Here is a 13,702-nt window from a genome sequence, read left to right as displayed (position 1 = left end):
TACCAAGGATTTCATGCTCGTTCAGCTGCAAGACTCAGCTCTTGAGACTTCAGCACACAACTTGATGCCCAGATGGCGGAATTGGTAGACGCGCTAGCTTCAGGTGCTAGTGTCCGTATGGACGTGGAGGTTCAAGTCCTCTTCTGGGCACCATCAAGTTGATATCCGATGCATCCTCGCAGCGCCTGCTGCTCACATCGCGATACTCTCCCTCGCTATATCCTGACTGACTCACCCTCTTGTTTTGCTCAGACCCACAGCGCCCTGCGTTGTCTTTCGCATGTCGCGAAGAAAATACCGCCCTCCTCATGCGCAACTTGTCCACACCCATTACTACGGCTGGCGCTGTGGATAACTCTTTTCAGCTGCACCCCTTCAGTCGGCACCTGTCCGCCGAACTCCTTCAGTACGTTCCTGTCAGTCGGACCTTGGCAGCGCGCTCAGTAACGTGATGGCATACGACTGAAACTGTCGACCTGCCAGCCATCGCGCACGACTTGCGCCTCGAGGCGCTGCTCGACGTCATCGGGAAGCTCATGGAAGAAGTCCAACCCTGTCAGAGACTCGATGCGATCGATGCTGACCAGAAAACGGTCCAGCGGCTCATCGCCCCTGACCTGCTGTGGGAAGAGAAATGCCAGCGCACGCGGCGCCTGCCGACCCGTGCCGGGCGAGATGATGATCTTGTAGAAGGCATCGGGAATCTCGATCAGATTGGGCAGCCGCTCGATACTGCCGCTGAAGACCGGCCCTGCCGTGATCCACAATGCGCCTTCGCGCGGCAGGATGCTGTCCATGATGGCGGCTTCCAGACGCTGCCAGAGCTTGCGATTCAGCGCCGGTGTCTGTGGCGAGATATTCGTCATGCGGAAAGTCTGATGCTGCGCCTTGACGCCGTAGATCTTGCCGATGGCGTAATTGGGCGCCAGGTGTCCACGGTCGTAGCCACTGTTGCGGTAGCTATCCGGCGTAACGGGCCACAGTGAGCGCCAGTCGCGCTCGAACTCGTCAGGACGCTCTCCCAGCCGCGACCCTTGAATATTCTCGAGTCGCCATGTCACCCATAACGGGTTGGCGCGCAGATCAGACCAGCCCACCAGATAGGCATCGCTGCGCAAGCCGCGCGCCAGCGTCTTCCAATCCAGCGCACGCGCCTGCGGCACACCCTGCCAGACGTAGAACTGCTGGTAGTCGCGCTCCTGCCACCACCAGAGCCCACCCCCTACCAGCGCAAACACCACGCTGACCCCGAAGCCCCGCCACAGCTTGCGACCGGCCGAGCGTATATCATCCATCACATCCAGCATCCCGCCATTTCCTTCTTGTCGTTGCAGTTACCTCGGCAAGGCATGCATTCATCATTTCGCCATGGCTCGCGGGCCACAACGGCGCCATTCACGCCCCTAGATCGATTCCATCATGCCAGAGTTCTGCCAGCGAGGCTGACGGTTGCCCCAACTCAAGCCACAATAAGCAGGCAGCACCCGCTTGATGCACCATCGGCGAGCAGAGACCTCCTGACAAATCTGCCAGAACACTGATGGCGCAGAACCTGACCACATGTTCAGCATCTGGCATGCCACCTGCATTCATGAATGCCAGCAAGCGGTCAGCAACGCCACACAGAGCTCCCTCAAGGCGCCGGTGGCCCCCGCGACACTGCAACGACTGACATGCAAGCGCCTCCTGACAGGCGAGCCGTGACCGCAGCACATCCCGACGGTTGTGCTCCATTGATGAGAAGGAATCCGACCATGGCCAATCAGAGCCGCCGTAACTTCATGCGCAACAGCCTGCTGGGGCTCGCTGCCCTGCCACTGGGCGCTGCCATACTTTCACCCCGCGCCCTTGCTGCCGACCTGCCGCGACTGGACACCTCCAATCCACAAGCCAAGGCGCTCAACTACGTGGAAGTCGCCAGTGAAGCCAAGGACCACCCCGCCTTCAAGCCGGGTTCGGACTGCGCCAACTGCATGTTCTACAAGCCCGAGAACGAAGGTTGCCAACTTTTCCCCAGCAATAGCGTCGAGCCGAAGGGCTGGTGCCAGTCCTGGACCAAGCGTCCGGCCTGAGGCGCTAAATCGAAGCTCTCCGGCTGAGAGCACGAGAGCCGATTGAGACAAGAAAACCGCCGCGAGGATGCCCTCACGGCGGTTTTTTCATGCCTGCCTCTTGCCGATCGCGCGCAGGTCAGGTCAGGCATCCCTCGACATCACCTTGATCCACCATGAGCTTCACCTCAAGCCCTGTCAGCCGGGATTGGCGTCCTCCGGCAGTGGCCACTGGTAGCGCCTTGCCACCTCATCGTTCTCCATCGACTCCAGATGGACAGGGAAGCCCCACAGCTGATGCAGATAGCGCATCACGGGGTAGACGCTGCGGGCCAGCGGGCGCCGGTCATCCTGCACATGGCGCAGGGTCAGCGAGCGATCACCGCGAATATTGGCGGCCCACACCTGGATATTCGGCTCACGATGGCTCAGTGCGTACTGCACGCAAAGCGCCTCACGAATGCGCTTGTAGCCACGACTGTCATGAATGGCATCGATGACGAGATGCTCATCGCTGTCATCATCGACCAGCGAGAACAGCTTGAGATTCCGGATCACCTTGGGCGACAGGAATTGCTGGATGAAGGACTCATCCTTGAAGTTGCGCATCGCGAAGTGCACCGTTTCCAGCCAGTCGCTGCCGGCGATATCCGGGAACCACTCACGATCCTCATCGTCAGGATTCTCACAGATACGCTTGATATCGGTGAACATCGCGAAGCCCAGCGCATAGGGATTGATGCCGTTGTAATGCGGGTGATCGAAGCCGGGCTGCTGCACCACCGAGGTATGCGACTGCAGGAACTCGAGAATCACGCCCTCACTGATCAACCCCTCATCGTAGAGCTGATTCATGATGGTGTAGTGCCAGAAGCACGCCCAGCCCTCATTCATCACCTGCGTCTGGCGCTGCGGATAGAAATATTGTGCCAGCTTGCGCACGATGCGTACCAGCTCGCGCTGCCAGGGTTCCAGCAACGGGGCATTCTTCTCGATGAAATAGAGCAGGTTCTCCTGAGGCTCTGGCGGATAGCGGCCGCGACGATGCAGACCGAGAGGGTCATTCACCTCATCGACCACCTCATCCTCTTCGCCCGCCTGGGGAATCGTGGTCCACAGCGCATTCACCTGGGCCTGCAGGTAGGCCTCACGCTCCTGCTGACGCTGGACCTCCTCTTCCGGCGAGATGGCCGAAGGACGCTTGTAGCGATCCACGCCATAGTTCTGCAGTGCATGGCAGGCATCGAGCAGCTGCTCGACGGCGTCCACGCCATGACGCTCCTCGCACTCGGACACGTATTTCCGCGCGAAGACGAGGTAGTCGATGATCGCCGAGGCATCCGTCCAGGTGCGGAACAGATAATTGCCCTTGAAGAAGCTGTTGTGGCCATAGCAGGCATGCGCCATGACCAGAATCTGCATCATCAGGGTGTTCTCTTCCATCAGATAGGCGATGCACGGGTCGGAATTGATCACCAGTTCATAGGCCAGCCCCATCTGCCCTCGCCGATACGCCTGCTCCACCGACAGGAACTGCTTGCCGAACGACCAATGATGATAGCCGACCGGCATGCCGATGCTGGCGTAGGCATCCATCATCTGCTCGGATGTGATCACCTCGATCTGGTTGGGGTAGATATCCAGCTTGTACTGCGCGGCGATGCGCGCGATCTCGCCTTCGAAGTGCTCGAGCAGTTCGAAGGTCCAATCCGACCCGCTGGCCGGCTGGGTATCTTCCAGCCGGCTATCAATGCGCTTGTTCATTCGGTCATCAAGACCGCCATCAAGACCATGACTCATGAGGCCTCCTGACCCGGCGCGACTGCCGGGCACGTCGCATGATGTGATCAGGCGCTGATGCGGCGCTTGAACAGCTCGCGGAACACCGGGTAGATATCACCTGCCTCGACGATCTGCTGCATGGCAAAGCGTTCCGGAAATTCCGCCTCGACCCGCTCGTACTCCTCCCATAGCGCCTGATGGGCATGCGGCGTGATCTCCACATAGGCGTAGTACTGCAGGCGCGGCATCAGCTTCTTGATCATCAGTTCGCGACAGTTGGTGGAATCGTCGTCCCAGTTGTCGCCATCCGAGGCCTGTGCCACGTAGAGATTCCACTCACCGGCCGGATAGCGCGATTCAATCACCTCATCGAGCAGCGTGAGGGCACTGGACACGATGGTGCCGCCGGTCTCGCGGGAGTAGAAGAACTCCTCCTCGTCAACCTCCTTGGCAGCGGTGTGGTGACGGATGAAGACAAGCTCGACCTTCTCGTAGTTGCGCTCCAGAAACAGATACAGCAACAGGAAGAAGCGCTTGCCGATGTCCTTGTGCGCCTGGGTCATCGACCCCGAGACATCCATCACGCAGAACATCACTGCCTTGTTGGACGGCATCGGCTGATTGATGAGGTGGTTGTAGCGCAGATCATAGGTATCGAGGAACGGCACCGCCTTGAGGCGCGCCTCGAGCCGCTCGATTTCCGCCTTGAGCTCACTGATGCGCACCTTGTTGCGCAGCACCGGGTCCTTGCGCTCCTCCTGCTCCAGCGCTTCGACAGCCTCCTTCAGCGCCCGCTTGATCGGGGAACGCATCGCGATGCGCCGCGCCTGCGCCGAGCGCATCGAGCGCACGATGTTGATACGTGCCGGTGTGCCGTCACGCGCGATCCCCGCGCGCACCGGGCGCACCTCTTCCATGTCCGCGATCTGCTTGCGTTCCAGATGCGGCAGTTCCAGCCCGTCGAAGACGAACTCGAGAAATTCCTCACGCGACAGGGTGAAGGCAAAGTCATCTTCCCCCTCGCCCTGGTTGGAGGCCTGACCCTCGCCACTGCCGCCTCCTCCACCACCGCCGCCGGGACGGCGCATGCGGTCTCCTTCGACAAATTCCTTGTTGCCGGGATTGATCACACGCCGCTTGCCACCCTGACCGTGCTGGAAGACCGGCTCGGAAATGTCACGCGTCGGGATGGAGACTTCCTCGCCGCGCTCCATGTCGGTGATGGAGCGCCGATTGACGGCATCCTCCACTGCCCGCTTGATATGACTGCGATAGCGCCGAATGAAGCGCTGTCGATTCACTGCACTCTTGTTGCGTGCATTGCTGCGTCGATCAATGAAATAACTCATTCGCCCTCCTTGCCGGCCCCGCCCTCAGCGGATGACCGGATGGCAAGTGCCGGCGGCAATCTTGCCCGCCGGCAGGCCTGTCGTCAGTCGGCAGGGCTTACTGCGACTTGCGTACGCGCAGGTACCATTCGGACAACAGGCGCACCTGCTTCTCGGTGTAGCCACGATCCACCATGCGCGCCACGAAGTCCTCGTGCTTGCGCTGGTCGGATGCAGAGGCCTTGGCATTGAAGGAGATGACCGGCAGCAGCTCTTCGGTATTGGCGAACATCTTCTTCTCGATCACCGCACGCAGCTTCTCGTAGGACTGCCAGCTCGGGTTGGTACCGTTGTTCTGCGCCCGTGCGCGCAGCACGAAGTTGACCACCTCGTGACGGAAATCCTTCGGGTTGGAGATGCCCGCCGGCTTCTCGATCTTCTCCAGCTCCTCGTTGAGTGACTGACGGTCCAGCAGCTCGCCGGTCTCGGGATCACGATACTCCTGCTCCTGGATCCAGAAGTCGGCATAGGTCACATAGCGATCGAAGATGTTCTGCCCATACTCGGAGTAGGACTCGAGGTAGGCGGTCTGGATCTCCTTGCCGATGAAGTCGACGTAGCGGGGCGCCAGGTATTCCTTGATATAGCGCAGGTAGCGCTCGTGGGTTTCCTTGGGCAGCTGCTCCTGATCGAGGCGCTGCTCCAGCACGTAGAGCAGATGGACCGGGTTGGCCGCGACCTCACTGGCATCGAAGTTGAAGACCTTGGAGAGAATCTTGAAGGCGAAGCGCGTCGAGAGCCCATCCATCCCCTCGTCGACACCGGCGCTGTCGCGGTATTCCTGAATCGACTTGGCGCGCGGATCGGTATCCTTGAGGTTCTCGCCATCATAGATGCGCATCTTCGAGTAGACGCTGGAGTTCTCCGGCTCACGCAACCGCGACAGCACGATGAACTGGGACAGCATGCGCAGCGTATCCGGGGCACAGGGTGCCTGGTTCAGCGACGAATGCTCCAGCAGCTTGGCGTAGATCTTAACCTCCTCGGAGGCGCGCAGACAGTAAGGCACCTTGACGATATAGACGCGATCGAGGAAGGCCTCGTTGTTGCGATTGTTGCGAAAGGCCTGCCACTCGCTCTCGTTGGAGTGCGCCAGCACCACGCCATCGAAGGGAATCGCCCCCATGCCTTCCGTCGGGTTGTAATTGCCCTCCTGGGTCGCGGTCAGCAGCGGGTGCAGCACCTTGATCGGCGCCTTGAACATCTCGACGAATTCCATCAGCCCCTGGTTGGCCTTGCACAGCCCGCCGGAGAAGCTGTAGGCATCCGGGTCATCCTGGGCATAGAGCTCCAGCTGACGGATATCGACCTTGCCGACCAGCGCGGAAATGTCCTGGTTGTTGTCATCGCCCGGCTCGGTCTTGGAGATACCGATCTGATTGAGGCGCGAGGGGTAGAGTTTGACGACGCGGAACTTGCTGATATCACCGCCATACTCCTTGAGACGCTTGGCGGCCCACGGCGACATGGCACTGCGCATGCAGCGCTGGGGGATGCCGTACTCCTTCTCGATCAGCTCGCCATCTTCCTCCGGCGAGAACAGCCCCAGCGGAGACTCGAAGACAGGCGAGCCCTTGATGGCATAGAAGGGAATCTGCTCCATCAGCAGCTTGAGACGCTCCGCCAGAGACGACTTGCCGCCGCCCACGGGACCGAGCAGATACAGGATCTGCTTGCGCTCTTCCAATCCCTGCGCCGCATGCCGGAAGTAGGAAACGATCTGCTCGATAGCCTCTTCCATGCCATAGAACTCGGCAAAGCTTGGATAACGGCGGATCAGCTTGTTGGAAAAGATACGGGAAAGACTGGGGTCCTTGGCGGTATCGATGACCTCCGGTTCACCGATGGCCGCCAGCATGCGCTCGGCAGCGCTGGCGTAGGCAGTAGTGTCCTGCCGGCACAACTCCAGGTACTCCTGGAGACTCATCTCTTCTTGCTGAATCCGCTCATAGCGGCTCTGCACGTGATCGAAGATGCTCATGGAAGCCTCCTTGTCGCGACATCAATCGCTGGGACCATCGCCGGGCCCACTCAAATAAGACCGCAATATTCGCTCGCCCGCTCAGCCGGTATAGCGTACGCAGGACGACTGCCTCGGCGTGTTTATCAGCATAGGTCGATATAGGGTGCTGATGTCCAATACAGTGAATGAATGCATTCAACGAACTTTCCGCCAGCGGAGCCAGTTCTGCCAAGCACCACAGGATCTACGGCAGCCAGTGGGTCAGCAGGCACTACGATGGCGCCTGAACACCCCTGGCAACGCGTTGAAGAAAGCTTCAAAAGACGCGAAAACTCGACCAATGCTTCTGCTGTCGCGGATGATTCACTCATGCCATGTTGCACCGCAGCACACCTTGAGCATAGGAACAGACTGACGGTTGACGCCAGTCACTCTCACGCCCAAGCGACGCTGCACACCAGCCCGCCAAGCAATAATGGCCGCGCCCACACCTCGCATCCGACCACCTCCGTCACTCTTCATGCAGTCTCCTGACTCATCACAGAGGCCATGAAAACAACGACTGGCGACGGAGTGGCTACCAACCTGATCAGTCTCTTGCCTCAGTCACGCATGACGGTGATCAGACCGGACAGCAGGCCACAAAAAAATCCCCACCGCCGGGGCGATGGGGATCTCGAGGGAGGCGCTCACGCCTTCGGCACTGCCTGTATCAAGGAACTCACAGCACGTCGCGAATATCCTTGAGCAAGGCGTCGAGCAGCTCAGTGGTGGTATTCCAGGAGCACACGAAGCGCGCACCACCCGCACCGATGAAAGTATAGAAGGTCCAGCCACGCTCACGCAGTGCCGACAGCACGTGCTCCGGGAAGCTGGCGAACACGCTGTTGGCTTCACTGGGGAACAGCAACTCGATGCCCTCCAGCGCCTCGAGACGCTCAGCCAGATACTGCGCCATGCCATTCGCATGGCGGGCGTTGTTCAGCCAGACATCATTTTCCAGCAGCCCCATCCAGGGTGCCGCGATGAAGCGCATCTTGGAGGCCAGTTGTCCGGCCTGCTTGCAGCGATAATCGAAATCGCGTGCCAGCTTGCGATCGAAGAAGATCACCGCCTCCCCCATGGCCAGACCATTCTTGGTGCCGGAGAAGCACAGCACGTCCACACCCGCCTTCCAGGTCAGCTCTGCCGGCGAGACGCCCAGCGCGGCGCAGGCATTGGCGAAGCGAGCGCCATCCATATGGATCTGCAGATCATGACGGTCCGCCACCTCACGAATCGCCTGCAGTTCCTCCAGGCTGTAGACGGTGCCGACCTCGGTACACTGGGTCAGGGAGATCACGCGCGGACGCGGATAGTGGATATCACTGCGCTTGGTGACCAGCTGCTCGATGCCTTCGGGCGTCAGCTTGCCGTCGGGGCCCGGCGCATTGAGCAACTTGGAGCCGTTGGAGAAGAACTCCGGCCCACCGCATTCATCGGTCTCGATATGGGCCAGTTCGTGGCAGATGACACTGTGGTAGGACTGGCACAGATGGGCCAGCGACAGGGAGTTGGCGGCGGTGCCATTGAAGACGAAGAATACCTCGCACTCGGTCTCGAACAGCTGACGAAAGCTGTCGGTAACCTGCTGCGTCCAGCGGTCATTGCCGTAGGCGAGATCGTCATCACGATTGGCCTGCATCATGTACGCCATCGCCTCGGGACAGATACCGGACGTGTTGTCACTGGCCAGAAAGCGTGAAGTGCACGTTTCATCGGCAGCAGAGGTCGCAGCGGGGGTCGGGGCAATGGCGTCAGTCGTCATGGGGATTTCCAGAGCGAGACAGGGGATCACCCTGTCCGGTGAAACAGACACGGCTCCCGGATGGCAGGAGCCGCTGCAGAAACCCCATCATAACAGCGCTGCACGCCGTCGCCAGTGGCAGGTGAATGCTGCACGCAAGCCACCGGCTGGCGCCTCGCAGGATGAGACGCGCCAGATGACGCTCACCTAGCCAGCCCCCTCAGATGGCCTGCAACGCCGGATACCCTCGCCGCCCCTGCAAGCCCCCGCTATGCAGCACGCGAATGCGCGTACCGCGTGCGATCAGACCATTGGCAAGATGATGTGCCAGCGCCGCAAACAGCTTGGCGGTATAGACCGGCTCCACCGCAACGCCCGTCTCGGCCTCGAAGCGCTGAATGAACCGGATCAACCAATCGGGCGCCTTGGCAAAGCCGCCGGCCTGCGCTCCCAACCACAAGCCCCATTCCGGCGTCTTCTGCTGGCTGCCGCCACTCTCTGCCAGCAGGCGACGCACACGATGATAGAGCTGATCACCATGATTCATGGTTGGCACCCCAATGACTCTCAGCCCATCGCGCTCGCCCAGCGCACTCAGCACCCCGGCAAGCGTCGTGCCGCTGCCACAGGCCAGCAGCACCAGCTGAGGCGCGGATTCGCCCGCCACCGGTTCGGCCAGCGCCTGGGCCAACGGTGCAAGCCCAGCGACGCCCTCCACGCAACCGCCACCCTCGGGAATCCAGACCCCCTCGCCATGGCGGCTGGCAAAATCAGGCTGGTCGCGCTGCCGGTACTCGGCTCGCGAGACGAAACTCAAGCGCATGCCATTGTCGCGTGCATCGGCGAGCGTGGGCGTCAGCGGTGCTTCAGGGTGCCCGCGTACCAGGCCATGCGTCTCGATGCCCAGTCTGGCCCCCGCCGCCGCCAGCGCATGCAGATGGTTCGACCAACCACCCCCACAGCTGATGATGCCACGCCTCTCGCTCAACGCCCTGGCCAGCGGCAGGCGCAACTTCCAGGCCTTGTTGCCGGAAATCTCGCTGTCCAGCGTGTCGGCGCGCAGGCACTCGACGATCACACCGGCTTCGTCGGCCAGCGGCCACGTCAGGCGCTCGACCGCTGGCGGCGTGAACAGATCCAGCAGGCTGTCCAGTGTCTCGGCTACCGGCGGGGAGGCGGCCTGCGACGATGAAGCCCGAGCGTCCTCCCTGTGTGGCGGCAAAGGACTGTCCTCGGTGTCCGGCATCAGAGCCTCAGCGGTGGCATGGCGTGAGGCGGCAGCGTGCGGTGACATGAGCAGATCCCATCGTGGCGGCAAGGCAGAGACCAGAGCGCGTCGAGCCGCTGACGCGGCGTCCGAGACAAACTCTGAAGACGACAAAGCCACCACGGAGGCACATGCAGCAAAGGGCACGGCGTCCGCGGTGGCTTCCATCAGTCTAGCAGTGGTCAGGCTCAGCTCAACGCTGAATATCCCCATGCGTGATCGCGGTCAACTCAAAGGGCAGCGGCCGCCATGGTGCCCTGCGCGATCGCGCGCTTGGCATCCAGCTCTGCCGCCTTGTCGGCGCCCCCGATGATATGCAGCTCCACCCCCGCCGCCTCCAGAGGCGCCTTGAGTTCCAGCACCGAATCCTGCCCGGCGCACAGCACGATGCTGTCCAGCGCCAGATGCTGCTCTTCGCCATCGAGGCTCACGGTCAGGCCTTCGCTGTCGATCGAGCGATACTCACAGCCGGCAACCATCTTGACGCCACGCTGCTTGAGGGTCGCGCGATGCACCCAGCCAGTGGTCTTGCCCAGCCCCTTGCCGGGCTTGGAGGTCTTGCGCTGCAGCAGCCACACTTCACGCGGCGCCTGCGGCACCACGGGTGCCTTGAGGCCGCCGGGCGTGCTGACCGAGAGATCCACCCCCCACTCCTCGCACCACAGCTCACCATCCAGCGAGGGCGACGGCTCGACGTGAGTCATCAGCTCCGCGACATCGAAGCCGATCCCGCCAGCCCCGATCAACGCCACGCGCCGCCCGACCCGCTCCGGCGCACTGATCGCCTCGGCATAGCTGAGCACCTGCCCCCGCTCGATACCGGCTTCGACACCCTCGATATCCGGCGTCCGCGCCTTCACGCCCGAGGCCAGAATCACGGCATCGAATTCCGCCAGCATCTCGGCGGTGGCGCGGGTATTGAGTCGCACCTCGACCCCACAACGCACCAGCTTCTCGTTGAAGTAACGCAGTGTCTCGTCGAACTCTTCCTTGCCGGGAATACGACGCGCGAAATTGAACTGGCCACCCACCTCGGACTGCGCCTCGAACAGTACCACCTCGTGACCACGCTCGGCCGCCGTCACGGCAGCAGACAGTCCCGCCGGCCCTGCGCCCACCACTGCCACGCGACGCTCATGTCGCGCAGGCTCGATCACCATCTCAGTTTCATGACAGGCGCGCGGATTGACCAGGCACGAGGTCAATTTCATCTGGAAGGTGTGATCGAGACACGCCTGATTGCAGGCGATGCAGGTATTGATGATGGCAGCATCGTCCGCCCTGGCCTTGCTGACCCATTGCGGGTCCGCCAGGAACGGTCGCGCCATCGACACCATGTCAGCATGGCCCTCGGCCAGCACCGACTCGGCAACCTTGGGCATGTTGATGCGATTGGTGGTGATCAGCGGCAGGCTGAGTTCCTGCTTCATGCGCTGGGTCAGCCCCGTGAAGACAGCGCGCGGCACGCTGGTGACGATGGTCGGCACGCGCGCCTCATGCCAGCCGATGCCGGTATTGATCAGACTTGCCCCCGCCGCCTCGATGGCCTTGCCAAGCGCGACCACTTCCTCCCAGGTGCTGCCCTCATCGACCAGATCCAGCATCGAGAGGCGATAGATGATCAGGAAGTCCTCACCCAGTGCGGCGCGAATGCCCGCGACGATCTCCACCGCCAGGCGGATGCGATTCTCGAAGCTGCCACCATACTCATCCTCGCGCTGATTGGTGCGCCGACAGATGAACTGGTTGATGAAATAGCCTTCCGAGCCCATCACCTCGACGCCGTCATAGCCGGCCTCGCGTGCCAGGCTGGCGCAGCGCACGTAATCGGCGATCTGCTCCTTGACCTCTGACGTGCTCAGCGCATGTGGCGTGAAGGGGTTGATCGGCGCCTGAATCGCCGAGGGCGCGACCTGATCCGGTGAGTAGGCATAACGCCCTGCGTGCAGAATCTGCAGACAGATGCGTCCATCCTCGGCGTGCACCGCCTCGGTGACCTCGCGATGGTGCTCCGCCTCCTCCGGGGTGGTCAGCTTCGCGGCCCCCTGCATGACAGCCCCTTCCGCATTCGGCGCGATACCGCCCGTGACGATCAGCGCCACCCCGTGGCGCGCACGCTCACGATAGAACGCCGCCAGGCGCGCGAAGCCATTGGGAGTCTCCTCAAGCCCCGTGTGCATCGAGCCCATCAACACACGGTTCTTGAGCGTGATGTGGCCCAACGTCAGCGGACGGAAGATATTCGGATAGGCAGTCATTGCGGTCTCTCCTTGGCTGTCTCGAGCACCTCGGACAATCATTGTTATATCGCGCCGCCGCCACTCTCATCAGCAACACTCATGAGTCATGGTCATCAGTAACAGGTTGTCAGGACATCAATGACTGATGACAAGTGGCAAACGGTCGTATGAAACGGATGATCCCAGTGTAGAGCATCGCGCCATGGGCTCAATACTCCCAAAGGCCACATTGCGAATGACACCAGTGATGACATCAGCGAGATGAACAACCGCGCAGGACACCCAGCAACGGGGAAAGAGCGAAATGTCGTGTTGTGCCCAGGGAAGGCCGACGAGACCGGAACATGACCAGGTCAACGAAAAGGAGAGAGGAAAGGGGAAAGAGGCAAGAACAGGAGACAAGCAGGCCGGGCCTGTACTGAAGACATTCCGACAGCCAGAAACGCAAAAACCCGAGCTCGAAAGCTCGGGTTTCACGAATTCTTGTAGATCGAATGGCGGACCGGACGGGACTCGAACCCGCGACCTCCGGCGTGACAGGCCGGCATTCTAACCAACTGAACTACCGGTCCGCATTGGTGGGTGATACTGGATTCGAACCAGTGACCCCAAGCATGTGAAGCTTGTGCTCTAACCAACTGAGCTAATCACCCAACACAAACGATCTTTGCTGCAAGCAGCGGTGACATCTCGCGATTCTGATGGCGGACCGGACGGGACTCGAACCCGCGACCTCCGGCGTGACAGGCCGGCATTCTAACCAACTGAACTACCGGTCCACTTCAGAACAACTCAACATCGGGCGCATGACAAACGAGAATGGCGGACCGGACGGGACTCGAACCCGCGACCTCCGGCGTGACAGGCCGGCATTCTAACCAACTGAACTACCGGTCCACGACAATCGTTTGCTTCTGCTGACGAACCAGGCCATTTAATCAAGTAACGCTTTGAAAAGCAATGACTTTTTTCAAATGGTGGGTGGTACTGGGTTCGAACCAGTGACCCCCAGCTTGTAAGGCTGGTGCTCTACCAACTGAGCTAACCACCCCTGTCTCGTTGGCGCTGCATTCTACGGAATCCGGCCCATGAGTCAATACTTTTTTTACGCGCAATTTCAGCAATCGTCCGCGACAGAGTATTGATAAGACAGGACTTTCCCGCCGCATATCGCCTGCAGGCCAGTAAACATCAGCGTTGCGTCATCATTCTGACATGCCGCTGT

General features: G+C 60.9%; 8 protein-coding genes and 6 tRNA genes. 2 read left to right on the top strand and 12 right to left on the bottom strand.

Annotated elements, in window-relative coordinates; all coding sequences use genetic code 11:
* Positions 1 to 66: 66 nt before the first annotated feature.
* Positions 67 to 153: transfer RNA gene (locus tag F8A90_RS01560), tRNA-Leu, on the top strand.
* A gap of 287 nt (positions 154 to 440) precedes the next feature.
* Here F8A90_RS01560 and F8A90_RS01555 read toward each other — a convergent pair.
* Positions 441 to 1,295, bottom strand: coding sequence for a DNA/RNA non-specific endonuclease (locus F8A90_RS01555; protein ID WP_200018607.1), 855 nt, complete (start codon positions 1,293 to 1,295; stop codon positions 441 to 443).
* Between the two features lie 459 nt (positions 1,296 to 1,754).
* Here F8A90_RS01555 and F8A90_RS01550 point away from each other — a divergent pair, with 459 nt between their 5' ends.
* On the top strand, positions 1,755 to 2,072 hold the full coding sequence (locus tag F8A90_RS01550; protein WP_200018605.1) for a high-potential iron-sulfur protein: 318 nt from the start codon (positions 1,755 to 1,757) through the stop codon (positions 2,070 to 2,072).
* A 177-nt stretch (positions 2,073 to 2,249) separates the two neighbouring features.
* Here the strand turns inward: F8A90_RS01550 and F8A90_RS01545 are convergent, their stop codons facing one another.
* From F8A90_RS01545 to F8A90_RS01495, 11 genes are all read right to left on the bottom strand, one after another.
* The gene (locus F8A90_RS01545; protein ID WP_200019830.1) at positions 2,250 to 3,815 is read right to left on the bottom strand and encodes a SpoVR family protein; all 1,566 of its coding nucleotides are present in this window, start codon (positions 3,813 to 3,815) and stop codon (positions 2,250 to 2,252) included.
* An 83-nt stretch (positions 3,816 to 3,898) separates the two neighbouring features.
* Positions 3,899 to 5,182, bottom strand: coding sequence for a YeaH/YhbH family protein (locus F8A90_RS01540; RefSeq protein WP_107335619.1), 1,284 nt, complete (start codon positions 5,180 to 5,182; stop codon positions 3,899 to 3,901).
* Positions 5,183 to 5,279: 97 nt separating this feature from the next.
* Positions 5,280 to 7,202, bottom strand: coding sequence for a PrkA family serine protein kinase (locus tag F8A90_RS01535; RefSeq protein WP_043334761.1), 1,923 nt, complete (start codon positions 7,200 to 7,202; stop codon positions 5,280 to 5,282).
* A 703-nt stretch (positions 7,203 to 7,905) separates the two neighbouring features.
* The gene (locus F8A90_RS01530; protein WP_200018602.1) at positions 7,906 to 8,991 is read right to left on the bottom strand and encodes a threonine aldolase family protein; all 1,086 of its coding nucleotides are present in this window, start codon (positions 8,989 to 8,991) and stop codon (positions 7,906 to 7,908) included.
* A gap of 199 nt (positions 8,992 to 9,190) precedes the next feature.
* Entirely contained in the window at positions 9,191 to 10,264 is a 1,074-nt protein-coding gene (locus F8A90_RS01525) for a 1-aminocyclopropane-1-carboxylate deaminase/D-cysteine desulfhydrase (protein ID WP_200018600.1), read from the bottom strand.
* Positions 10,265 to 10,467: 203 nt separating this feature from the next.
* Positions 10,468 to 12,495 carry an NADPH-dependent 2,4-dienoyl-CoA reductase gene (locus tag F8A90_RS01520; RefSeq protein ID WP_200018594.1) on the bottom strand — a complete coding sequence of 676 codons (2,028 nt, stop codon included), beginning with the start codon at positions 12,493 to 12,495 and terminating at the stop codon, positions 10,468 to 10,470.
* 477 nt (positions 12,496 to 12,972) lie between these two features.
* Positions 12,973 to 13,049: transfer RNA gene (locus F8A90_RS01515), tRNA-Asp, on the bottom strand.
* A 4-nt stretch (positions 13,050 to 13,053) separates the two neighbouring features.
* Positions 13,054 to 13,130 (bottom strand) — tRNA-Val (locus tag F8A90_RS01510).
* Positions 13,131 to 13,179: 49 nt separating this feature from the next.
* Positions 13,180 to 13,256 (bottom strand) — tRNA-Asp (locus tag F8A90_RS01505).
* A gap of 41 nt (positions 13,257 to 13,297) precedes the next feature.
* A tRNA-Asp gene (locus tag F8A90_RS01500) sits at positions 13,298 to 13,374 on the bottom strand.
* A gap of 78 nt (positions 13,375 to 13,452) precedes the next feature.
* Positions 13,453 to 13,528: transfer RNA gene (locus tag F8A90_RS01495), tRNA-Val, on the bottom strand.
* Positions 13,529 to 13,702: the final 174 nt, after the last annotated feature.

It is taken from the genome of Cobetia sp. cqz5-12, from assembly GCF_016495405.1.
GTDB lineage: Bacteria > Pseudomonadota > Gammaproteobacteria > Pseudomonadales > Halomonadaceae > Cobetia.
Note: the sequence above shows the minus strand (reverse complement) of the source record. Positions and strands in the feature narration are given on the sequence as shown.

Coding starts and splice junctions, on each gene's coding strand:
- F8A90_RS01550 (WP_200018605.1), top strand. CDS start 1,755: ATGGCCAATCAGAGCCGCCGTAACTTCATGCGCAACAGCCTGCTGGGG.
- F8A90_RS01520 (WP_200018594.1), bottom strand. CDS start 12,495: ATGACTGCCTATCCGAATATCTTCCGTCCGCTGACGTTGGGCCACATC.
- F8A90_RS01545 (WP_200019830.1), bottom strand. CDS start 3,815: ATGAACAAGCGCATTGATAGCCGGCTGGAAGATACCCAGCCGGCCAGC.
- F8A90_RS01535 (WP_043334761.1), bottom strand. CDS start 7,202: ATGAGCATCTTCGATCACGTGCAGAGCCGCTATGAGCGGATTCAGCAA.
- F8A90_RS01555 (WP_200018607.1), bottom strand. CDS start 1,295: ATGGATGATATACGCTCGGCCGGTCGCAAGCTGTGGCGGGGCTTCGGG.
- F8A90_RS01525 (WP_200018600.1), bottom strand. CDS start 10,264: ATGTCACCGCACGCTGCCGCCTCACGCCATGCCACCGCTGAGGCTCTG.
- F8A90_RS01530 (WP_200018602.1), bottom strand. CDS start 8,991: ATGACGACTGACGCCATTGCCCCGACCCCCGCTGCGACCTCTGCTGCC.
- F8A90_RS01540 (WP_107335619.1), bottom strand. CDS start 5,182: ATGAGTTATTTCATTGATCGACGCAGCAATGCACGCAACAAGAGTGCA.